This window comes from Pontibacter aydingkolensis (assembly GCF_019443125.1).
GTDB lineage: Bacteria > Bacteroidota > Bacteroidia > Cytophagales > Hymenobacteraceae > Pontibacter > Pontibacter aydingkolensis.
Genome location: NZ_JAHYXK010000007.1, coordinates 34,089 through 56,663, shown reverse-complemented (window position 1 = coordinate 56,663; position 22,575 = coordinate 34,089). Strand labels below are relative to the sequence as shown.

The window sequence follows — 22,575 nt, the reverse complement described above, 5'->3', positions numbered from 1 at the left end:
AGTGCAATGTTATACTTTAACCAACGTGTGCCATTGAAAACAATTTTACAACACCGTATACTCTTAATTCTGCCTTTAATTCTTTGGAGCGCAGTATGCCTGGCACAGTATCCAGAGGATAAGCCCGAAGAAAAACCATACCTTAAACTTGGCGGGGCAGTCCGATTCAATTATAACCTATCCACCTGGAAAGAAGACCAGTTGGAGCGTGGCGGCGACTTTGGTTTCGATCTGTTTCGCATCAATGCTGAGGCAGAATACAAAGGCATCAAATTAAATGCAGAATACCGTTTTTATTCCGAAGCTTTTGGTGGACATTTTTTGAAGCAAGGCTGGTTTCAATACGACTTCTCAGACCAATCGCAGATACAGGTAGGCTTGCACCAAGTGCCCTTCGGCATTCAGCAATACAACTCCAACAACTGGTTCTTTAACATGACCTATTATGTAGGTTTTGAGGATGACCACGACATGGGTATAAAGTATATACACGACTCTGGGAGGTGGCAATGGCAGGCAGCTTACTACAAAAGCGCAGAGGATTTTGTGTTCAGTTCCCAGGAGCCCAGCCCCAACCGCTATTCTTACGACGTAACCGGCCGCAACAAAGAAAACAACCAGCTGGACTTTAAACTGGTGCGCCGCTTAGGTGATAGCCTTGCCCATGAACTGGGTTTTTCGTTGCAAGGCGGTCTGCTTTACAACCTCGACACAGAACGAAACGGCACCCGCCACGCCGGGGCCATACACTACGAGTACAAAACCAACCACAGCCCCTGGAATGTAAAATTGCAGGCAATGCTCTATCGCTTTGACCCAAAGTATGCAGCTGGTAACAACCTTAACTTTATAGAAATGGGTGCCTACGGTGCCAATTATAACGTTGCTAATAAAGGTGAGATCTATACATTGGGAGTAGCTTACCACATACCAGTAAACACCCGTCTGCTGCAAGGAGTAGATATTTACAACAACTACGGCTACTATAATAAGCGCGTAAGCGGCTACGAAAATGCACACATGAACGTGCTTGGAGCACTCTTCACAGCTGGCCCCATGTACATCTATACCGATGCTGCATTTGGCTACAATCACCCCTGGCTGGGCCCCGAGTGGGCCAACGCCTTTACAACCGGAACACCCGGCGATACCAGGTGGCATATGCGCTTTAACATTAACATGGGCTATTATTTCTGATATTATAATGCAGATGAATGAGTAAAGTAAAAACTAATACAAAAAAATCTTTCGGGCTGGATGTAAATGGTCCCGTGTTCTGGTCTTCCATCGTATTCCTGATAGTCAGTATAGCACTAGTGCTCATATTCCGGAAAGATGCGGAGGAGTTCTTCGGTGACACGCAGGCGGCGGTTACAGCAAATATGGGCTGGCTATTTATACTTAGCGTGAACATCTTTGTGGTGTACTGCCTGTTTATGGCTTTCAGTCGTTTTGGGAAAATACGGTTGGGCGGCAAAGATGCGAAGCCGGAGTTCAGTACTTCTTCCTGGTTTGCCATGCTGTTCAGCGCCGGCATGGGTATTGGTTTGCTTTTCTGGAGCATTGCCGAGCCTGTTAACCACTTCCAGACCCCTCCTCTGGGCGAACCGGGCACACCAGCTGCTGCCAGGCAGGCCATGAATTATACTTTCCTGCACTGGGGGTTGCATGCCTGGGCAATTTATGCGCTGGTGGCGCTGTCACTGGCTTACTTTACCTATAACCGGCAGCTGCCCCTTACCGTGCGGTCTGCTTTTTACCCTTTTCTGGGAGAGCGCATTCATGGCATTGCAGGGCATGTGATTGATATACTTGCCGTAATAGCTACCCTGTTTGGTCTGGCTACTTCATTAGGCTTAGGCGTGCAGCAGGTGGCATCTGGCTTAAATCATGTATTCCCTGCCATTGTAAATAACGTAACCACCCAGATCATACTTATAGGCGTTATCACAGGCATCGCCACCATTTCTGTAGTAACCGGGGTGGACAAAGGCGTGCGCATCCTGAGTGAGTGGAACATCCGCATTGCCCTGTTTATACTTTTGGCCGTGTTGGTACTGGGTCCAACAGTTTTTATACTTGGCTCTTATGTGCAGAATACCGGCTCCTATATTGGCAACTTTATGCAACTCTCTTTCTGGAACGAGGCCTACTCAAACAGGAACTGGCAAGGCAGCTGGACGGTGTTCTACTGGGCCTGGTGGATCTCATGGGCACCATTTGTAGGAATTTTTATTGCGCGGGTATCCAAAGGAAGAACTATCAAAGAATTTATACTTGGCGTGCTCATTGCTCCTTCCCTACTCTCTTTTCTGTGGATGACGGCCTTTGGCAGCACAGCCCTCCGCGAAACCCTTGCCGGAGACCTGACTATTGCTGAGGCAGTGGCAGCCGATATGTCAACGGCCTTGTTTGTGTTCTTTGAACAGTTACCATTCTCAACAGCGCTTTCTGTGATAGGAATTATACTTGTAGCCGGCTTCTTTGTAACCTCCTCCGACTCCGGCTCATTGGTTGTGGTCAGCCTTACTTCTGGGGGCAAGCCCGATCCGTCGGTGGCCATACGGGTTTTCTGGGCGCTGGCTGGCGGGGCAATTGCGGCAGTACTGTTACTTGGCGGTGGCCTGCAGGCCTTGCAGACAGCTGTTATCATTACCGGTTTGCCCTTTGCTATTATACTTTTGTTAATGTGCTATAGCCTCTACCGCGGCCTAAGCGAAGAGGCACAAGAAGAAACCAAGCTGGGTAAGGCACAGGAACGCAAAGCGTATCAACAGCTGGTAGCAGAAATGCTTGCAAAACGCGCCCAGAAGCAGGAAACCATTCAAAAGTCTAATCCCATAAATCCCCCAAAACCTGACGCGCCATGATTAAGATAGATGCCATGATGGTCTGCTTAGACCTGAGCGATATAGACGAAAAACTAGTTGCTTTCTCCAGGACTATCTGCGAGCGCATGCAGGTGGGTAAAGTATACTTTGTACATAACATTAAGCTGTATGAACTGGGCGATGATTTCCGCGAAATGTTTGGTGACGTGGACCTGGCCCAGGAGGTAGAAGGCAACATAAACGACATTGTAGACGAGCAGTTTGCCAATAAAACAGCTTATGAGGTACTGGTAAGCGAAGAACCCAACACCGAAGTTATACTTGCCGACCTGGTAAAACGCTACAACATTAAACTAACGCTACTGGGTAAGAAAATGAGCACCAAAAGCACCGGCTCATTGGGCACCAAGCTGCTGCGTATACTTCCGTGTAGTGTGCTGGTGTTTCCCGAGACAGCCAGCTTTAACATACAAAAAGTGCTGGTGCCGATAGATTTCTCTGATACTTCGGTACATGCGCTTCGGCTTAGCAAGAACCTCTCAGACCAGTTAGGCCTACAACTTGAGATCATGCATGTGTACCGCTTGCCCTCTCAGTTCTTTCCGTTGATATCAGAAGAAAAAGCAGTCAGAAAAGCCGAAGAAGTTGTAAAAGGAAAATTCGCTGATCTGCAAAAGCGACACAATGAAATTGCCGGTATACCTTATACTTTGGTACGGGCCGCTAACAAAAGTATAGCAGAACGCATCAGCCTGCACCTCGAAAAAGGCCGCCACGACCTGCTGGTGCTTGGCTTAAAAGGTAACAACCCGTTGCCATCGCTAAGCCTGGGAAGCGTGCCTACCGAAATGTATAATACCGATATCAATGTGCCGCTATGGCTGGTGTATTCCGAAGAAGTGATCAAATAAAATATGGTGGTTTACAGAAGCCAAAGGCATAAGCTATACTATGCCGGCCCTAACGAGGTTTCGGATGCCTGTAACCACCATGTCTATACCGATAGCACCCAGGAAGAAGCCATTGATGCGAAGTAGGATCTCCATGTTTTTGTCGAAAGCAACCTGTACTTTTCTGGAGCGCATGCCGCGCCGTAAGTTTTTAAGCCCCATTATAATACCAAAATTCACCAGCATGATGATGACCAGCGAAAGTATACCTTGCCACAACACCAGCTGCTCCGACATCAGTACCGTAAGCGAAATAGTACCGGCACCCACCATAAATGGCAGTGCGATCTCAGAAGCCAGGTCGTGCAGATCTCCCTTTATCTGGATAAAGGCTTTTTTGCCCTGCACTATAAAAATATAAGCGAAAGAGAACAGTACAATTCCCCCGAATATCCTGAACGATTCAAAATTGATGCGAAACACCTTTTGAAACACCAGATCGCCCAGTAGCAAAAAAGCAAGGTAGATACCAAAGGAAATACTGCTCGCTTTGATAAAAACAGATCTGAAATCCTCATCAGGCAGGTCGCTCATAACAGGCTTCAGGTACAGGAAGAGCGCAAAGGGGTTTAGCATCACCAAAAAACTAACTATAGCTGTTATCATAAAATCAGGAGTGTTTAGGGGTGCTTCTAACTACGCAACATTGAGAAGCTGGATGTATAAAGGTTGGTATTTAAGCTAACAAATGATTAATTGCCCACTCCTAGCCTATCCAAGGATTATACTCAGGATATATGCCGCCCATTTAAGTGCAGCGGTAGCTGGTGGTTTACAATGAGGCCAGTTTGTAAAGGCTTTCTGCGCAAGCAGAAATTATACTTTATTTGATATACACTTTGCGAGATTTATACTTTTTGAAGAATTCCCCTCTTGGGAGGGGCAGGGGTGGGTTCATTTACAGTAGCCAAAGTATAAAGTATAGTCAAGGTTATCGTCCTTGCTTCTCTGAACAAAGCAGTTAAAAACTGCTGCCATACTTAACCACCTTTACCGCTGCGCTCAAACTGGCGGTATGCACTTAATTATTTTTTCCAACTATTTACTTACCTTAACCTATAACGGTATCCGCGGATAGTTTTGTACTTCAACCTCTTCCCCACTCTTCGTGTTAATTATGCGGCTTGGGCGGTTACTTTGCGCCAGTTCATGCGCTTTGCCTAGTGCTTCTTCCTCACTGCTGAATATGTCTACAGTAGCTTTACTATGGTCCAGCACCTGCCACTGCTCTTTCTCCTCATCCCATGCTATGCGGTAAATATTATCTCTTAATTGGTGCTTATCCCGGATCAGGTCAAGTATAACTTTGCCATCGCTGTAGTTGCCATCCGGGTAAGTCATAGGCAACAGGGCAAAAAAGATATAGTACATCGAAAAGTATGTAAACTGGTAGGTTAGTATTCCTGCCTCCACCACCTCTTCTTCTACCAGATACATCACGGCAACGGATGATATGGCATTAAACAGCACTCCTCCTGAAAAAATCAGGATATAAGCGAAGCGCTGATTTCGCTTCAGGTTATCAAAAGAGCACAAGCCATACCAGAAGTAGTACTTTCTTACCTCCAACATTCCCACGCGAAAAAGCACTCTTCCGGTGCCTACCGTTACTTTTATGTTTTTTCCGCCCATCAGCCAGGCAAAAAACACATGGCCAGCTTCGTGCAGCAAAGAAATTACCGGCAGCACCAGAAAAAAGGCCAGGAAGAACTTAGGAAGATCACTAATGCCAAACATAACCCTACTTGTTACGATTTCTGGCAGCTTTGTTCCATTAAAGATAAACAAGTAACCTACCTGACAAGAATAAACAAGATGAATTGGTTTATACTTTAAAGTATGAACATCTCAGACACCTGCGCGTTATTGGATAAAATTGAAAGCTAATTAGAAGATTGAAGAGATTCCTGAAAGCAAGCTGGCAGATACTGAAAGACTCTAAAAAGAACTTTCAGAAAGACGAGCCTATCGTCTACAGTGCGGCTATTGCCTTTTTTACAATATTCTCACTTCCTGCCATTCTCATCTTCCTTACTTTTCTGGGTAATATCTTTTTTCCGGAGAGTGAGGTGCGGCAAGCGGTGGTGCAACACATAGAGTCTCTGATCACAAAAGAAGCGGCTCAACAAGTAGATGAGGTACAGAGTAATATCAGCGAGGTGCCTTTAAGTTTCTGGGGTATTGTAGTGGGCCTGGCAGTGGTTATCAAAAGCGCTACGATCATTTTCTTTATCACCCAGAAAGCCCTGAACTCGGTGTGGCAGGTACGGGTAAAAACAGGGGTTAATTACCTGAAGTTGTTAAAGCACCGGGTTATTACACTGGTGCTGGTGGCCAGCCTTGGCTTCTTCTTTTTATCAAGTATTCTGCTGGATGTGCTGCTGAATGTTTTTACTGATGAGCTGCGAGAGCTGTTCGAGGAGCACCTTAGCCCTGCCCTTCGCACCATAAACACGACATTTAATATTGCTATGATGCTGGCTTTCTTCACTGCTTTACACAAATTTTTGCCCGATGCCAAGGTAGGCTGGAAAAACGCATTAGCCGGCGGCGTGATCACTTCATTTCTTTTCCTGATCGGCAAAGAAATCATCAATCTTATACTTGATAACATTAAAGTAACAGGCATTTACGCGACAGCTGGTTCGCTGGTAGTGTTGCTGCTATGGGTATTTTACTCTGCCGTTATCTTAATGCTGGGAGCTGAGGTTACAAAAGCCTATTCCGATTACCATGAAGAGGACATAGAGCCTTCAGAGATAGCCACGAAGTATAACCGCACAATGGAAAAGGAAGCGCAGCCTTAGTCTCTGCTACAGCAAATCCTTTACAGCCATTATAATAAACGCAATCGTGCCCCCGTAAACAGCAATTTTTGTTGTGGTGGAGGCATTCTCTAAAAAAGACGTTTGGCTGTTATACTTTATCACACCCAGCATAGTAAGCGACAAGTATAAAAACAGGATGATCGGAATAAGCGTGAAAATTATTTCTAGTATGCTGCTCATGTATCTTTAAAGTATAAGTGTAACACCAACATAAAAACAGCACCTCCAAAGTATGGGCTCTGGAGGTGCTGCAAGTATAAATTTAAGCGTAGAGACTAGTATGCTCTGCCTCCCTTGTTCTCAACAAAGTTCATAAAGGCACGATTTACAACACCTGTACCGCCCGGAGTTGGGTAGTTGCCGGTAAAGTACCAGTCACCTTTATGGTTCGGACATGCCTGGTGCAGGTCTTCTATAGTTTGGTAGATAACCTGAACTTCGGCGTTGATACCTGGCGCTTTCACTATTTGCGATACTTTGGCAGATATTTCATCAGCAGTAAACTGATTGAACAGCTCCTGAACATAGTTCTTCTCCTGGAAAGCCGGTGTACCCTGCGCCTCTACGCATTTCTGATAGACTTCCTGTACCATGTTGCTTTTACCATGATCATCCAGCAAAGCCAGCATAGCCCTGAAAGCCACAAATTCCTTTACTCTGGACATATCGATGCCATAGCAATCCGGGTAGCGGATCTGAGGTGCGCATGACACGATGATGATCCGCTTTGGCTCCAGTTTGTCCAGCATTTTGATAATGCTTTTCTCCAAAGTGGTACCACGTACGATAGAGTCGTCGAGCACTACCAGCGTATCGATGTTCTTCTTTATTACCTCGTAGGTGGTGTCGTAAACGTGCGTAACCAGATCGTCGCGGCTGCTGTTGTCTGTGATGAACGTCCGTAGTTTGGCATCTTTAATTACCAGCTTGTGCGCCCTCGGCTTGTACTGTAATATCTCGTCGAGTTCGGTTTCGGAAAGCTGGTTGTTTAGAATGGCATTTTTACGATACGTGCGCAGGTAATCTTCAATTCCCTTCATCATGCCAAGCCACGAAGTTTCGGCGGTGTTCGGAATATAAGAGAAAACCGTATCCTTTAGGTTATAGTCTATTGCCTCCAGTATCTGATTACACAGCAAACGGCCCATGTTCAGACGTTCGTTATAGATCTCAGGGTCGTTGCCCCTGGAGAAGTAGATGCGTTCAAAACTGCACGACAATTTCTCGCCCTGCGGCATGATCTCCTTCAATTCAGGGTTTCCGGCTTTATCAACGATCAGGGCATGGCCCGGGGTTATCTCCTTTATCTGATTGTAATCAATATCGAAAGCCGTTTTAATAGCAGGCTTTTCAGATGCGATCACCACCACTTCGTCATCCACATAATAATAGGCCGGACGAATACCATTCGGGTCACGGACAACAAAAGATGCACCGTAACCTGTTAGACCAGCCATGGCATAACCACCGTCAAAATCCTTACAGGCGCGTTTTAAAACACGCTGCAGGTTCAGGTTCTTCTCGATCAGGTTCGTTATTTCCTTGTTGGTGTAGTCACCTTTCTTGAACTCGTCGAACAGCATCTGGTTCTCTTCATCCAGAAAGTGTCCTATCTTCTCAAGTACAGTAGTTGTGTCGGTTTTATGTTTTGGATGCTGCCCCAACTCGATCAGTTTGGCAAACTGCTCATCTACGTTGGTCATGTTAAAGTTACCGGCTACTGCCAGACTTCGGCTGCGCCAGTTGTTCTCACGCACCATTGGGTGGCAGTTGTCTACGCTGTTAAGGCCGTGTGTGCCGTAACGCAAATGGCCTAAGTAAACATCGCCTAAAAATGGCATGTTTTCCCAGATCCACTCCGTATTGTTTGCCTGCTCCGGGTTATCTTCCTTCAGCTTTTTAAATTCCTTGCCAATCTTACCAAAAATACTGTCGATGGCGCGGGTTTTAACAGAACGAAAACGATTGATGTAATCTATACCAGGAAGGGCGTTGATCTTGATACTGGCTACACCTGCACCGTCCTGCCCCCGGTTGTGCTGCTTTTGCATGAGCAGGTACAGCTTGTTAACGCCGTACATTGGGGTGCCATACTTCTCAACGTAATACTCGATTGGTTTTCGGAGCCTGATCAGGGCTATACCGCATTCGTGCTTAATAGAGTCGCTCATGGTGCTTTTATAGTGCCAGCAGTTGGTCGATCCAGTTGAGGAGCAGGTCTGGTTTAAAGAACAGCACCAGCAACGGAAGAGCGAACAACGCTAATAATAGTTTATTCGACAGTGAAGTAACTAAATTTTCTTCTCTTAAATTCCTTTTAAGGAAAAGGTAGTACGGAATCTTTATATAATAAAACAAGGCTACACCAGTAAGCAGAATACCTACCACCAGCAACGCCAGCAGCATTGGGTTGCTACCTAAAGTATAAGCCTCCCAGATATTGGTAAAAATAAGCAGCTTGCCCATAAAACCGGCCAATGGCGGCAGGCCTGTAAGCGATAGCAAGTATAGCAGCGCCATCACGCCCAGGTACGGGTATACTTTGCCAAGCCCAGAGAATTGTTCCAGGTCCTCCACGCCCAGTTCATCTTCCGAGATCTGCAGAAACAGAAAAATGCCAAAGTTCATGAACAGCAGCACCGCCAGGTAAAAAAGTATACCGGAAGTATAATTAGTACCGAACGCCAGCAAAGCCGCCAGCAGAAAACCCGCATGCGAAATAGATGAAAAAGCCATGAGCCTGCGCGGTGTTTTCTGCCACAAAGCAGTCAGGTTACCAATAACCAGTGTTGCCAGCGCCGCAATGCCCAAAAACAGCTGCACATCCGAAAAAGCAAGGCTATCGGCAAAAGGAGTTACAAAGCGAAGTATAACGATTACACCTGCCATTTTTGGGCCGGTAGAAAACAATGCAACTACAGGCATAGGTGCACCACGGTACACATCGGGCACCCAGAAATGAAACGGCGCAGCCGATATCTTAAAGAAGAACCCGGCAAATACAAGTATGGCCGCTATAGCTACCAGCAGGCCATCCGCCTGTAAAAGGGCTAGTCCGAAGCCAGTGGATGTATAGTTAAGCGAGCCGGTAAAGCCATAGAAAAACGACATGCCATATACCATAACCCCTGCCGAAAGCGAACCATACAAGATATACTTAATGCCGGCCTCTACAGAGCGGCTGTTATCTTTAAGTATGGTTGTGAGGATGTAGGAAGCGATAGAAACAGTTTCGATAGCCAGGAAAACCATGAGCAGGTTAACAGACTTGGCCATCAGGTTGAGGCCCAGCACAAGTATAAGTATAAGCCCGTAATACTCGCCACGGCCTTTTTCGAGGTGCTCAAGCGGCTTGTTCTGCAGTGATAGAAGTATGGTAAAGATGCCTGCCGCACTAAAAAGTATACCGCCAAACCTAGCCAGCCCGTCAGATAGCAGCAAATCCAGGAAAATCTCGTCGCCGGAAGTATAACCGCCTAAGATCTGGATGATCAGGGTAGCGAATAAAGCTGTAAGCGCCAGCCAGGGCAGCAGTTGCTTTATAGTTTTAGACTTGAAAAGATCTAGGGTAACCAGCAGCAGAAAAAACCCGGCCAGCAGCAGCTCAGGCAGTAAAGAACCTGCACCTGAAACTATGGCGTTGATCTTGTCTGATAAAAAAGCTGCCTGTTCGTTCACTTATTTGGTAATCGATGATAAAACCATGTTTAACTGCTCCTGCCCGTTCTGTAGTACCAGCTCCGTAAAACCGGTAACCGAAACACCCATTTTATCGAGCAGCAGGTGCGGGAAGATACCGAATAGCACGGCAAGTATAGCCAGCGGCACCAGCATCAGGTATTCACGTTTGGTCAGATCGAAGATCATTACTTTTTCGCGCAGCTCCGGGAATATCCAGTATTTGCCGAAAAACATGCGCTGCAAGGCCCACAGGTAATAAGCGGCACTCAGCAGCAGACCAACAACAGCCACCACCGTCATCCAGCGCGGCAGCATACCCGTTACATCCGGGGCGCTAAAGCCACCCAGCAACACCATCAACTCCGAAATAAACCCTGAGAAACCCGGCAAACCAAGCGAGGCAAAGAAAGCTATCACCACAAAAGTTGTGTAAGCCGGCATGCGGTTAGCCAAACCTCTGAAGTTAAGAATCATTCTGTCATGGGCACGGTCATAGATGACCCCAACCACCAGGAACAGCATAGCCGATATAATGCCATGACTGAACATCATGTAAACAGCACCATTCACCCCCTCTACAGTAAGCGAGGCTAAACCCAGCAGCACAAAACCCATATGCGACACCGACGAGTAAGCGATCAGTTTTTTCAGGTCGTTCATGGCCAGGGCACACAGTGCACCGTAGATAATGGAGAGCACGCCCAAACCACCAACAAGTACAGAAAAGTATGCACCGGCGTCCGGGAATATTGGGTAAACTATACGGATCAAACCATAGCCACCCACTTTCAAAAGTATAGCTGCCAGCAACACCGATATTGGCGTTGGTGCCTCCACGTGGGCATCGGGTAACCAGGTATGTACAGGCACCGACGGCACCTTGATAGCAAAACCGGCAAACAGCAACAGGAAGGCGATAAAGCGAAGCGGCAAATCCCAAAGTATACTTCCTGAAAGCACGTGCAGCAAACTACCCGGTATAAAGTTGGCAGGCTCCATCATGGCAGGTATGCTGAACGTACGCACCAACTCAGAGCCGCTGATCACGTTTTGCTGCAGCATTTGCTGTACCTGGAGTATAGCATCCGGACTGGCAACACCGTTTTGCAATAGGTTTAACTGCACTGCCGTAGCCATAGGATCAATCACCGAAGTATACAACCCGATCATCACGATAAGTATGAATAGCGAGCCAACCAGGGTATAAATAAAGAACTTGATTGCAGCGTACTCACGCTTCGGACCACCCCAGATACCGATTAGGAAGTACATTGGCAGGAGCATGAACTCGAAAAAGAGGTAGAACAGGAAGAAATCCAGCGCCAGGAAACAGCCCATTACGCTTGTTATGAGCAGCAGGTAAAGCAGAAAGTAGCCTTTGATGTTTTTGGTGATGGTCCAGGATGAGATGACCCCTATAACACCGATAATGCCCGTTAGCAGTACAAGGCCAATACTAATCCCATCTACGCCTACAAAATAATCTATCTGCAAACGGCCCAGGCTACCCAGCGAAAAACCGATCCAGTTCAGTTTCTCTACAAACTGATACCCCATCTGTCCGTTTGCAAAAGCTGCACCATCGAACCTGAAGTATAAAAGTATGGCCAGTACCATCTGCACCATTGCACCGGCCAGCGCCACAACCTTAATGGGCTGTTGCAGTCGGGTAGGCAAAAGCAGCACAACAAGCGCCGCCAGCAAAGGTGAGAAGATTAAGCCGCTAAGTATAAAATCCATCAACTGGTTGATTGTTGATTGTTAGTTGTTGATTGTTGATTGTTAGTTGTTAATTGTTATCGTTAGACACTCATAGGTCTGTAAGACACTGTGAGGTCTGATTTCTTCTGTACTCTGCTGCTTCGGATTTGCAATCCGAAAGAGCAATTTGGCAATTCAGTGCCAATTCAGTTTATTACTCCAGACAGAAATCCCTCTAATCACTAAAATCCCCCTTAATCTGTGGTCAAAGATACTTTAAAACAGAACGATATATAGTATAATCAGAATAAATCCGAATAAAGAATAAGCGTAGTAGCTCTGCACTTTACCATTTTGCAATCCGCGGCCAAAACGCCCCAGAAATTTAGAGGTAGCCGCGATCAGCCATACTGTGCCGTCTACAAACAGCCTGTCGAACCAACCTATCATTTTAGAGAACACCACCAGCCATTTGCTACCATAGTTCAAAGTATAGTCAATTACCCGCTTATCTACCCTGTAAAGCCCTTTTGCTAACAGCAGGATTGGGGTCACAAAAGTATAATGGTATAGTTGGTCGAGGTAAAAGTGATTGTAAGATAACCTGCTGAATGTACTCGTTGGCTGTTCCTGCAGCAGTTCTTCGCTGGTTTTGCGGTTATACTTTGCCAGGGCTATGGCTATACCCGCTGCTGCCAGCAAGGCCGAAGCAATGCCTATCAATATATGCGGCAAGGTGTTCGAATCGTCCTGCAGCCTCACTGTCTGTACCAGGTTATCTGCCAGCAACGCAATGTCGTAATTTTTCAGGCTGATGCCTTCTACTACCCAGCTACCTTTAAAGACCAGCGGATTGAGAGAAAAGAAAATTCCCAGCGAAAGTATGGCAAGTAAAATAACCGGCACCAGCATAACACGCTCCGTTTCCAGTTTATGCGAAAACCGTATCTGCTGCACATTAAACGGAGCCCTGAAACTGCCAAAGAACATGAACCACATGTGGCGCGCCATGTAAAAAGCCGTGAGCACCACCACTACAAAGCCAGTAACCGGAACTATAAAGTATATCAGATTGCCATTGCTGCTCATAGTTTGCGCCCAGGCCCAGGCCACTGAAAGTATGGCATCTTTAGACAGAAAACCCGAAGTAAGCGGAATACCAGCCAGTGCGGCTGCAGCCAGCAGGTAACTATAAAATGTGAGCGGCATTGTTTTGCGCAGGCCTCCCATATTACGGATATCCTGGGCATCTACGTTACCAACAATATGCGAATGGTGCAGCCCCCGGTGCATGGCATGAATGATGATACCAGCATTGAGGAAAAGCGCAGCCTTAAAAAAGGCGTGTGTGGTCAGGTGGAAAAGCGAGGCATCGTACGCGCCGGCACCCATCCCCATTACCATATAACCCAGTTGGGAGATAGTTGAAAAAGCCAGCACTGCTTTTATATCGTATTGTTTAAGCGCAGCTAAGGCACCGACTAAGGCTGTAATGGCACCAACTATAGCGATAATGGTAAGTGCATCCGGCGTAAAAAAGGCATAGCAACGGGCCACTAGGTATACACCGGCTGCTACCATTGTTGCAGCATGTATCAGCGACGAAACCGGCGTTGGCCCCTGCATGGCATCGGGCAACCAGACCTGCAACGGAAACTGTGCCGACTTACCCACACAACCCATAAACAAGCCCAACCCGGCCAGCGTTAAAAACAACGGACTAAGCTCCAGCAGCCAGGACTGGCCGTTTAAAGTATAGCTTAGTATAAAGTCTGTACTCACCCAGTTCCCGGACCCGATCAGCGCTCTAAGCGCCTCCAGATCGAATGTGCGGAAGTAAGTATAAAAAGCAAATAACCCCAGCAGCAAACCAATATCTCCTACCCTATTTACTAGGAAAGCTTTTTTGCTGGCAGCAGCAGCAGCAGGCCGCTGGCACCAGAACCCAATGAGCAGGTACGATGAAAAACCAACCAACTCCCAGAACATAAATAGTAATAGCAGGTTATCCACCAGCACAATACCCAGCATGCTAAAGGTAAATAGACCCAGGTAAGCAAAATAACGATGGTAGCCTCTATCGCCGTGCATGTATCCTACAGAGAACAATTGCACCAGCGACGAGATGAAGGTAACGATCACTAACATCAGCACTGTGAGGTTATCTAAAAGTATACCTGCTGTGAAGTCAGAAACTATAGTTGCCGGGATGGTAAACCAGGTAGTGCGGGAATGGAAAATGGCTGTGTTCCAGGTTTGGGTAAAAAGCCACACTGCAAGTACAAACGAAAGTCCTGTCAGACCTATGCTCAGCCAATCGCCCCGACGGGGTAACTTACGGCCAAACAAGTATAGAACTATAAACCCGAGTAGCGGCAGCAGCAACACTACCAATGCTGTAGTGGTCTGTAGCGTGCCTGCCAGCGGCTTTAAAAGTTCGGACAGCTCCAAGTGTATACTTTATAGTTTCAGGGTTTGCTCTATTTCAGCGGCCAAAGTTAAGTATATTGGACCACAGATTAAGGGGATTAAATTGATTTATATGATTTTTCTGGCAGGACCGCAGATTAAATATTTTTTTTGGAATTTTTGACAGGTGATTTATGCTATTGCCTGCAGTTCTGGGTCCAACCACTCCTAGCCCCTACTTTTCTAAGGCGGGGAATTTTTACCTGCTTTAGATAAGTATAAACTTTGTTGTTTTAGCTTAACCTCCCTTCCACCAAGATCCTTACAGGATGACAAAGTATAAGGCAGCAGCAATTATGATTACACAAGAAACAGTAAGTAAAATTCCCCGCCTTAGAAAAGGAGGGGCTAGGAGTGGTTGGATTACCTGGATAAGTTACTTCTCAACTGTAGCGATCTCGCTTAGGTTGGCAGTTTTAAAATGCTGGTACACGCGCAACACAATAGCCAGCGCCACAGCAGCCTCGGCGGCAGCCACTAGAATAACGAACAGCGAAAACATCTGTCCCTGCAAGAGCGATGGATCGTAGCGGCTGAAAGCTACCAGATTAAGGTTAGCAGCGTTAAAGATCAGCTCAATGCCCATCAATACTACCACCGCGTGGCGTTTGGTGATAACTGCCAGTATGCCCAGGCTGAAAAGCACAGCACTCAAAAGTAAAATATGTTCTAAAGGAATCTGCTCCATCGTTATACTTTCTGTTTATCGGTGGCAATGTAAGCGGCTCCCATCAAGGCGATCAGCAGTAGCAACGAAGCCAATTCAAATGGCACCACAAAATCGGTCATCAATTTAAGGCCTATACTTTGCACAGTACTTTTTTGGTTGCCCAGCACATCCATCTCTATTGTCTGCAGCCACGGAAGTAAACTGATATTGGCCTTAAGTATACTATAGCTCAACCCAACAAGTATAAGCCCTGCCACCAATGTACCCCAAACCGTGTTCACGTTCTCCGACATAACCGATTTATCATGCACACGGCTACTGAGCATGATACCAAAAAGTATAAGCACCAGTACGCCACCCACATACACCATCAACTGGGTAACCGCAATAAAGTCAGCGAACAGCAGCACGTAAATGCCGGCTACACTTAGCAAGGTTATCAACAACGAAAAACCCGCATAAAGCAAATTACGCGTTAGCACCATGTACGCTCCCGAAAGTATAGCCAGTATGGCGAAGATGTAGAAAAGCACGATTTCGTTATTAGTTGTTCGTTATTAGTTATTCGTTTTTAGACCTCGCAGCGTCCGGAGGTCCTGCGAGCGTCTTGTTGCAAAGGCTTTAGCTTCGTAGTCAGACACTAGCGGGAGCTGCACACGCCGCTAGGGCTTTAGCTCTATTGCTTTCTAGCTGCCAAAGCAGCTGCTTTTGCTGCTGCCATTTCTTCCTGCTGCTTGGCCAGTAGCTGCCTCTTTTCTTCGGCCTGTTCTGGAGTGAGATCGGTGAAGTGGTAGATCATATTTTTGATGTCTACTTCCGCGAAATCGTACACAGGTGTCATAGTCAGGCAATCGGTTGGGCAAACGGTGGTGCAAAGGCCGCAGTAACAGCACTTGGCCATATCGATATCGAAAACAGGCGCGTACAAGCGCTTTTTTGTGCCGTCGGAGGTTACCCCAATCTCTTCCGTGGCTTTTACAGACTCAATCGTGATGCAATTTACCGGGCATACTTTAGCGCAAAGGTCGCAAACAATGCAGTCGTCAATTTCGTTGTGAAGGCGGTAACGGCCATTGTCGGGTACAGGCAATGCCTCGTAAGGGTACTTTAGCGTTACAAGTCCGTCGGGTTGGTTGAAGTAATTCTTATCGGATACATACTCCGGAGTGCGTCGGTTTTTAGCATTCCTGAAGTGCTTCCACGTCAGGCGCAGGCCACTTACCAGCGACTTCACCACGTCCCAGAATCCGGATTTATGTTTTATGGTTTTAGTTTCCATAATCTTAATGGAGTGTTAACCCACCCCTGGCCCCTCCCTTGAAGGGAATTATCTTACAGTTTTGTCATCTCAAATGTAATGAGAGATCTATTTAGAATTTAAGATAGATTTCTCCCTTATCGAGGGCCCCTACCCCCAGCTCGAAATGACATTTAAATTAGATCATCAGCAACCGCCAAATTCCTGCTATTAAAACAACAGCTAAAGCAATTGGTGTAAGCACTTTCCAGCATAGGTGCATTAGCTGGTCTACGCGCAGGCGCGGGTACGTCCAGCGTATCTGCAACTGCAGAAACAGCAGCACAAATGTTTTGCTCAGCAACCAGAACCCGCCCCAAAGTATACTTGATAGTTCTCCTACGGTGCCGGTGGTCCAGTAGGCCAGGCTAACGGGTCCAATGTTCGGTAAAGGTGTGTTCCAGCTACCCAGGAAAAGTATAACGGCCACTAAACTTACCAGCACCATCATACTATACTCTGCCAGGAAGAGCGCTGCAAACCTAAATCCTGAATATTCTACGTGAAAGCCCGCCACCAGCTCCGACTCCGCTTCCGGAATATCGAAAGGTGCCCGGTTACTCTCCGCCAGCGAGGCTATAAAGTATATCACAAATGCTACTAAAAGTATAGGTGCCCGGAAAATATTCCAGGTAGTGATGCCGCCTATAGTTGTCGTGTTTATACCAAGGTCACGGATGCCAAATAGCCAGTTCATCTCATACTCCAGCCCCGGAAACTGGTTCATTAAAGCGCCCTGCTGGTAACTGATCTCCTGGAAATCCAGGGATTGGCAAACCATTACCGCGGCAAGTATAGCCAACCCAGCAGGTATCTCATAAGACACAATCTGTGCTACGGAACGCATCGCGCCCAGCATGGCATATTTGTTATTAGAGCCCCATCCGGCCATTAGCAGACCAACCACATCCAATGAGATGATGGCTAGTAAGTAAAATACGCCAATGCCAATGCCTGCAGGCACCAGATCCGGAGTGAATGGGATAACCGCAAAACCAGCGAAAACAGCAGCAAAAATTAAGATGGGAGCTAATTTAAAAAGGCTTTTATCGGCAGCGGCAGGTACAATATCTTCTTTCTGCAATAGCTTCAGAACGTCCAGCACCGACTGCAAAGAACCATACGGACCAGCTTCGGTAGGCCCGAGCCTGTCCTGCATAAAAGCTGCCACCTTACGCTCTGCATACGCCAGCACGATCACTATCGAGAGCAACAGCACAAGTGTAAGCACAAAAGCAAGCATAGGCGGTCAGGGTTTGTTAACAGGCAAAGGTAGTTTTTAATGCGCTAAAATGTTACTCTGAGGCTGTTTAAAATATAATTCGGGTGTATTTCATCATATAAGGATTATTTAATATTATTACACGAACCTTCTACAACAAAACTGATGTACAACAAACTTATTCCGGCCGCTGTGCTAATACTGCTTCTTAGCGCGCCAATCGTAAAAGCGCAACAGGTTATCTCTAAGTTAGTGATCAGAGAGAAGGAAGTGTATCAGGTTGGCTCTGACAATGTTTTGCTGGCAGACACCCTGATCATGCATCGCAAAGCTACCATTCACTTCAATCATGACCAGCCAGCTTTTATGGGTGTAAACGCGGCTTTTATTTCTAAAAATTGCAAAGTTATAGCAAAAGGTCTGGACGGTTCTCTCAGAAGAACCGGTAGCAGTGGGTCTGATGGACAGAATGGAAGCCTCACAGAGATAAATATACATTTTGAGACCTTAGGTAGTCTTACCATCGACACCAGAGGCGGTAACGGAGATAGTGGTGAAGATGGAGTTTCAGAAATTGCAGCAACCTCAAAATCAGATGGTGACGGCACCTTTAAAAGTACTGCTCCCGTACGCCAGGCAAAGGCAGGAGGTGCCGGCGGTAGAGGCGGCGACGGGGGCAATGTTAAATTAACCTACAGCACCGCAGGCTTTATCCCAAGATTTAACCAGTACCGTAAGCAGCATTCCATCATCATTTTACAAATGGGAGGTACCGGTGGTAAATCCGGCAGGTACGGTAAAATTAATGGGCAGGACGGAAAAGTAGGAGAAATAAAGCTGGTAAACATGAATTTGACACAAAACCAAAACCAGTAGAAACAGCCTCAAAGTATAATCAACTATCGGCTTCAGGTTTTTTTGATAAGTTATTTGTGCCGTCATTTCGAACGCCAGTGAGAAAACCATCTGAAATTAGTGCAGAAGGAATTCTATAAGGTTCTCTCCTATCGTCGAGATGACAGTTTTTGCTTAAGTTGACAGCATTTGATCGCTATTTGTCCCATCAAATTATAATTTTTGGCAAAGCAACTCAAGTATAAAGATGTCTCTTAAATCCTACCATTCATAAATCCTAGTCCTCGACCAAATGCGGAACAAACTGCGATAAGTTCGTGATGATACCTCTTTCGCGGCGGAAGCCAATAGCACAGCCTTCACCTGCCCAGAAAACACCGGCCTGGTATTGGTAGCCACTATTGTCTTCGGGTAGGTCGCACCAGCGCTGGTATACTTGCTGCTGCTTGTCGTATTCACCGGCAACTTTAGTAACACGCACTTTATCTACTACTTCTATACTTTGCCCCTCTCTGCCAAAGTATGGCTTCCGGATGTATTTGCCGCTAAGTGGCTCCAGGTCGGTTTCGAGTAGCAGCGGGTGGTACGGGTATGCTTTCCAGAGCCAGGCAAGCATGCCTTTGCTTTGGAACAGTAACGTATAAGCAGGATTTGCGATAACCACGTTGCGCATACTTGCCAGGTAAGTTAAGCTTTGCAGCAGTTCCGGCTCTTCCCAAGCAATTTGCTCCCAGGGCAACAGCTTAAATAAAAACGGAAACTGACGCCATTGTTCGGCTCCAACCTGTGCCCACACTCCCTTTTCAGCGCTTTCTGTAGAAATACTAACCTCTTCAATTGGGCAAAGATGTGCCTCAAAGCCTGCCTCTGTAGCAGCCTGGGCTATCACAGCGCAGTTGGCCTCGTCTTCAGCGCTGGCACCAATGTAAGTCAAGAGCAAAGCCGGAGCCAGGTCATTGTTAAGCATGCGCCAGCTTTTAAGTTGCTCTACCAAGGCTTCGTACAGACCAGAATATTGATTGGCATCGTTTTTCCCGGCTGCTGCCAGGCTGGCCCATTGCACAACAGCCGTTTCAGGTATCGAGGTGGCGGTATCAGCATTAAATTCGAGTAGTTTCGGCCCATCAGGAGTCTGCGCCAGGTCAAAGCGCCCATACAGGTGCCAGTGCCTGTCGTCGTTCCAGGACTGACGCAAAATTTCCCACAGGTTTTCGGGTATCCCCAGGATCTTCAGGAATTCATCAGGTAGATTTTCGGGCACCGCCTGCACCATCATGCCGTAAAGCGTATCTGCAGCCTGCAAAAGAGCTTCTGCATCATCTTCTGATAGCACCACAGCCTCGCCGGGCACGTAGTTGGCACAGCCATCTTCCACGCACCATTCCCAGCCAAGGCCACGCACTGCAGTTTCTACGTCGCCGGTATGCGCAGTAAGACGAATATTGTTTTTCCCTTTAGCTAACATGATTTTATATCAGGATGAGATAAATGTTACTATTACCGGTTCAGGCACCGGACAAAGACGAATAAGAGCGTGGTTTATACTTAACGCTACAATACTCCATGCGAACAACGACTAACGAACAACGATCAACGACTATGCTCCAGCCCCGCCGCTTCGTCCTCTGAAGTAACCGCTTCTGCCTGTGCGAGGTGCAGTGCTTTGCTGGCGATAAGTTTGTACGTTCTGGCGCCATGCGGCTGTGTTGTTCATCACGCCTGGGTTTGCATAATAGGCAGGGTTTGGCGACATCATACGGCCAGCCATAAAGCCCATGCCGCTCCACCACAACACACTGCCTAGCCCAAAACCACCTTGGTTATAAGTACCCTGGTTAGTAGCAATATCCTTCATCCGGTTCTCCAGTGCAAGCCCCTGTAGGGTGTCTACACGGCCATCGTTATACTTTAAAATAGCCATACTTTGCCCTGGGGCTGTGGTGCGTTCGTCGGTAATCTTCCATTGGTCAGGAGCTTCTTCAGTAAGCTCTGTAACAATACCGTCCGGTACAGCTACTTCGTCGCCGGTTTTCCACTCGTCCTGCTGGTTATTTGAGTTGCAACTGGTAAGGCCCATGCAGGCGGCCGCAGCTACAATAAAAGCATTGCGCTTAAAATCGCCTATGGTCAGATATCGCTTTTTCATCGGAATTTATACTAAGGGTATTGCTTAAAGATATACTTTTTACGCAGAAGAACCTGAATTAGGTCTGCTTTATACTTTGGGTAGTAACTGCTTTGTAACCTGCCAAGACGCTCACAGGTCTTAAAGACGCTATAAGGTCATCTTGTCGCAAACTAAGACGCAAAATATTGCGTCTCTACAGAAACCTGTTTGACTTATGAATCAGAAATCACACGTTGTTACAAATTCATTCGTAATTCGTAATTAGTTATTCATAATTGGCGCAAAGCGCCCTTCTACTCCCATAACGGATAATGCTCTAAATGCACCTGCCGCTTAAAGAATATACGTGTACTTTCCTCAAATGAGCGGGTAAAATCAGATACGTAGAAATGGTGCTCGCCAATCAATTTATCAGATGCCAGATTATTTTCCTCCAGGTAATCTTTTACATGCTGGGCAACAATCTGGCTGGCATCCAGCACATCTACCTCACCTTTATAGAAATTCTCGATCTGCTTTTTAATAAGCGGGTAATGCGTGCATCCAAGTATAAGTGCCTCTATGTTATTCAGGTCAGGATCAGATAAGTAAGTGTGGATAACGCTCTCAGAGATGGAGTCATTAAAGAAACCTTCTTCTATCATAGCAGCCAGCAGCGGTGTAGCATGAGACTGAAGCTGAATCCCCTTACCCAAATCATCTACCTTTTTGCGGTATACATTTGAGTTTACGGTTTGCTTTGTGCCTATCAGTCCAATTGTTTTGTCCGGGTAGGTTTGCCCGATGTAGGAAATGATCGGATCTATTACATTCAGCACCCTGGCTTTGCTTCCTACATACTCCTTTACCAGCTCATAAGCGGCTGCTGAAGCAGAGTTACACGCAATAAGTATAACCTTACAGTTCTGCTTTATCAGCAGGTCGCAGATCTTTACGGCGTAGGCCTGAATTGCTGCCGTAGATTTATCGCCATAAGGCAAATGCGCTGTATCACCGAAGTATATAATGCGTTCGCTTGGCAGCACTTTTGTAATTGCCTGAGCAACAGTAAGTCCGCCAATTCCGCTATCAAAAATCCCAATGGGTCTGTGTTTAATTTCTGTTACCATGCGGTGCGAAGTTAGATAAAACCATTAAAAACTGACGTTTACCATCAAAATAAGTACGTTCACCTGATAAAAGCGCCACAATGAATGTTATTAGATATATTTAAGTTCTACTAATACCTTTAATATTACAATCTAAAAATTATATATATAATTTTTGTTAAATTATTTGTTGCTTAAAAACAAATTTATAATTTCACAGAGCAATACACCACAACTGGCTTAATGGCCAGCCTGCTACAGGAGACTAAATACAATCCGGCCAAGATTATTATAAATTTAAAACTAACAGGAGCCCTTATGCAAACTGCATTTACCATACCTAACCCTACCGTAAAACGGACATCTCTGTATGGCAGCTTATCAACACGGTTTGTTTCTTTTCTGGTAGACACTTCGCTCCTGGTCTTTTGGTATACTGTTATTTTATACTCTACCTCCGGAGAGTCGCAGCAGCTTTATACTTGGAAAGAGTTACTTCAGGATGGCACCTTTAGTATAAACGAAGTATGGATTGTCTTTAAGATGCTTTTCTTTAACATTTATTTACCTGTACTGCACTGGCTGTATTATACTTTGCTGGAGTCTTCGCCAAAGCAGGCGACTATCGGCAAATTCACCCTGGGCCTTAAGGTAACAGACTTGCGTGGCAAGCGCATTAGTTTTGCACAGGCTAACCTGCGTTATTTTTCCAAATTGATTTCTGCTGCGCCACTGTTGCTTGGTTTTTTGCTTATACTTACCACCAGGCGATGCCAAATGCTGCACGATTACCTGGCCCGTACTGTTGTAGTAACAGACTAGCCAGTCACTAAAAAATTGCACTTTTATTACCCC

The 22,575-nt window shown here is 46.3% G+C and carries 20 protein-coding genes; 6 read left to right on the top strand and 14 right to left on the bottom strand.

Annotated elements, in window-relative coordinates:
* Nucleotides 1-33 precede the first annotated feature (33 nt).
* Genes K0O23_RS10190 through K0O23_RS10180 form a run of 3 tightly spaced genes read left to right on the top strand, consistent with a single transcriptional unit; the run spans nt 34 to nt 3,742 of the window.
* Nucleotides 34-1,197, top strand: coding sequence for a hypothetical protein (locus K0O23_RS10190; RefSeq protein WP_246597032.1), 1,164 nt, complete (start codon nt 34-36; stop codon nt 1,195-1,197).
* A gap of 17 nt (nt 1,198-1,214) precedes the next feature.
* Nucleotides 1,215-2,870: a BCCT family transporter gene (locus K0O23_RS10185; protein ID WP_219877321.1), complete on the top strand. Its 1,656-nt coding sequence runs from the start codon at nt 1,215-1,217 to the stop codon at nt 2,868-2,870.
* Nucleotides 2,867-3,742, top strand: coding sequence for a universal stress protein (locus tag K0O23_RS10180; protein ID WP_219877320.1), 876 nt, complete (start codon nt 2,867-2,869; stop codon nt 3,740-3,742). Before K0O23_RS10185 ends, K0O23_RS10180 begins: the two co-directional genes overlap by 4 nt.
* 33 nt (nt 3,743-3,775) lie before the next feature.
* Here the strand turns inward: K0O23_RS10180 and K0O23_RS10175 are convergent, their stop codons facing one another.
* Both K0O23_RS10175 and K0O23_RS10170 read right to left on the bottom strand, forming a co-directional pair.
* Nucleotides 3,776-4,387, bottom strand: coding sequence for a MarC family protein (locus K0O23_RS10175; protein WP_219877319.1), 612 nt, complete (start codon nt 4,385-4,387; stop codon nt 3,776-3,778).
* Nucleotides 4,388-4,837: 450 nt separating this feature from the next.
* Nucleotides 4,838-5,518, bottom strand: coding sequence for a site-2 protease family protein (locus tag K0O23_RS10170; protein WP_219877318.1), 681 nt, complete (start codon nt 5,516-5,518; stop codon nt 4,838-4,840).
* A gap of 158 nt (nt 5,519-5,676) precedes the next feature.
* Here K0O23_RS10170 and K0O23_RS10165 point away from each other — a divergent pair, with 158 nt between their 5' ends.
* Nucleotides 5,677-6,588, top strand: a complete 912-nt coding sequence (locus tag K0O23_RS10165; RefSeq protein WP_219877317.1) for a YihY/virulence factor BrkB family protein — start codon at nt 5,677-5,679, stop codon at nt 6,586-6,588.
* 6 nt (nt 6,589-6,594) lie between these two features.
* On the opposite strand, the gene K0O23_RS10160 is transcribed toward K0O23_RS10165, so the two are convergent.
* The 9 genes from K0O23_RS10160 to K0O23_RS10120 form a co-directional block, all read right to left on the bottom strand.
* A complete protein-coding gene (locus K0O23_RS10160; protein WP_219877316.1) occupies nt 6,595-6,789 on the bottom strand; it encodes a hypothetical protein in 195 nt (64 codons plus the stop codon).
* 95 nt (nt 6,790-6,884) lie between these two features.
* Nucleotides 6,885-8,780 carry an amidophosphoribosyltransferase gene (locus K0O23_RS10155; protein WP_219877315.1) on the bottom strand — a complete coding sequence of 632 codons (1,896 nt, stop codon included), beginning with the start codon at nt 8,778-8,780 and terminating at the stop codon, nt 6,885-6,887.
* A 7-nt stretch (nt 8,781-8,787) separates the two neighbouring features.
* On the bottom strand, nt 8,788-10,287 hold the full coding sequence (locus K0O23_RS10150) for an NADH-quinone oxidoreductase subunit N (protein WP_219877314.1): 1,500 nt from the start codon (nt 10,285-10,287) through the stop codon (nt 8,788-8,790).
* The gene (locus K0O23_RS10145) at nt 10,288-12,030 is read right to left on the bottom strand and encodes a complex I subunit 4 family protein (RefSeq protein WP_219877313.1); all 1,743 of its coding nucleotides are present in this window, start codon (nt 12,028-12,030) and stop codon (nt 10,288-10,290) included. It abuts the gene before it with no gap.
* A gap of 237 nt (nt 12,031-12,267) precedes the next feature.
* A complete protein-coding gene (nuoL, locus tag K0O23_RS10140) occupies nt 12,268-14,442 on the bottom strand; it encodes an NADH-quinone oxidoreductase subunit L (protein ID WP_219877312.1) in 2,175 nt (724 codons plus the stop codon).
* Nucleotides 14,443-14,836: 394 nt separating this feature from the next.
* A complete protein-coding gene (nuoK, locus tag K0O23_RS10135) occupies nt 14,837-15,148 on the bottom strand; it encodes an NADH-quinone oxidoreductase subunit NuoK (protein WP_246597031.1) in 312 nt (103 codons plus the stop codon).
* 2 nt (nt 15,149-15,150) lie between these two features.
* On the bottom strand, nt 15,151-15,663 hold the full coding sequence (locus K0O23_RS10130) for an NADH-quinone oxidoreductase subunit J family protein (protein ID WP_317195677.1): 513 nt from the start codon (nt 15,661-15,663) through the stop codon (nt 15,151-15,153).
* 143 nt (nt 15,664-15,806) lie between these two features.
* Nucleotides 15,807-16,409: a NuoI/complex I 23 kDa subunit family protein gene (locus K0O23_RS10125; protein ID WP_219877311.1), complete on the bottom strand. Its 603-nt coding sequence runs from the start codon at nt 16,407-16,409 to the stop codon at nt 15,807-15,809.
* Nucleotides 16,410-16,566: 157 nt separating this feature from the next.
* Nucleotides 16,567-17,670: a complex I subunit 1/NuoH family protein gene (locus tag K0O23_RS10120; protein WP_219877310.1), complete on the bottom strand. Its 1,104-nt coding sequence runs from the start codon at nt 17,668-17,670 to the stop codon at nt 16,567-16,569.
* A 144-nt stretch (nt 17,671-17,814) separates the two neighbouring features.
* On the opposite strand from K0O23_RS10120, the gene K0O23_RS10115 reads away from it, so the two are divergent.
* Nucleotides 17,815-18,525, top strand: a complete 711-nt coding sequence (locus K0O23_RS10115; RefSeq protein WP_219877309.1) for a hypothetical protein — start codon at nt 17,815-17,817, stop codon at nt 18,523-18,525.
* Between the two features lie 256 nt (nt 18,526-18,781).
* Here K0O23_RS10115 and K0O23_RS10110 read toward each other — a convergent pair whose 3' ends face one another.
* From K0O23_RS10110 to murI, 3 genes are all read right to left on the bottom strand, one after another.
* The gene (locus K0O23_RS10110) at nt 18,782-19,969 is read right to left on the bottom strand and encodes a glutathionylspermidine synthase family protein (RefSeq protein WP_219877308.1); all 1,188 of its coding nucleotides are present in this window, start codon (nt 19,967-19,969) and stop codon (nt 18,782-18,784) included.
* Nucleotides 19,970-20,101: 132 nt separating this feature from the next.
* Nucleotides 20,102-20,650, bottom strand: a complete 549-nt coding sequence (locus K0O23_RS10105; protein ID WP_219877307.1) for a hypothetical protein — start codon at nt 20,648-20,650, stop codon at nt 20,102-20,104.
* A 275-nt stretch (nt 20,651-20,925) separates the two neighbouring features.
* Nucleotides 20,926-21,741, bottom strand: coding sequence for a glutamate racemase (murI, locus tag K0O23_RS10100; protein ID WP_219877306.1), 816 nt, complete (start codon nt 21,739-21,741; stop codon nt 20,926-20,928).
* Nucleotides 21,742-22,038: 297 nt separating this feature from the next.
* Between murI and K0O23_RS10095 the strand changes: the two genes are divergently transcribed.
* Nucleotides 22,039-22,542 carry an RDD family protein gene (locus K0O23_RS10095; RefSeq protein WP_246597030.1) on the top strand — a complete coding sequence of 168 codons (504 nt, stop codon included), beginning with the start codon at nt 22,039-22,041 and terminating at the stop codon, nt 22,540-22,542.
* The last annotated feature ends 33 nt before the right edge of the window (nt 22,543-22,575 follow it).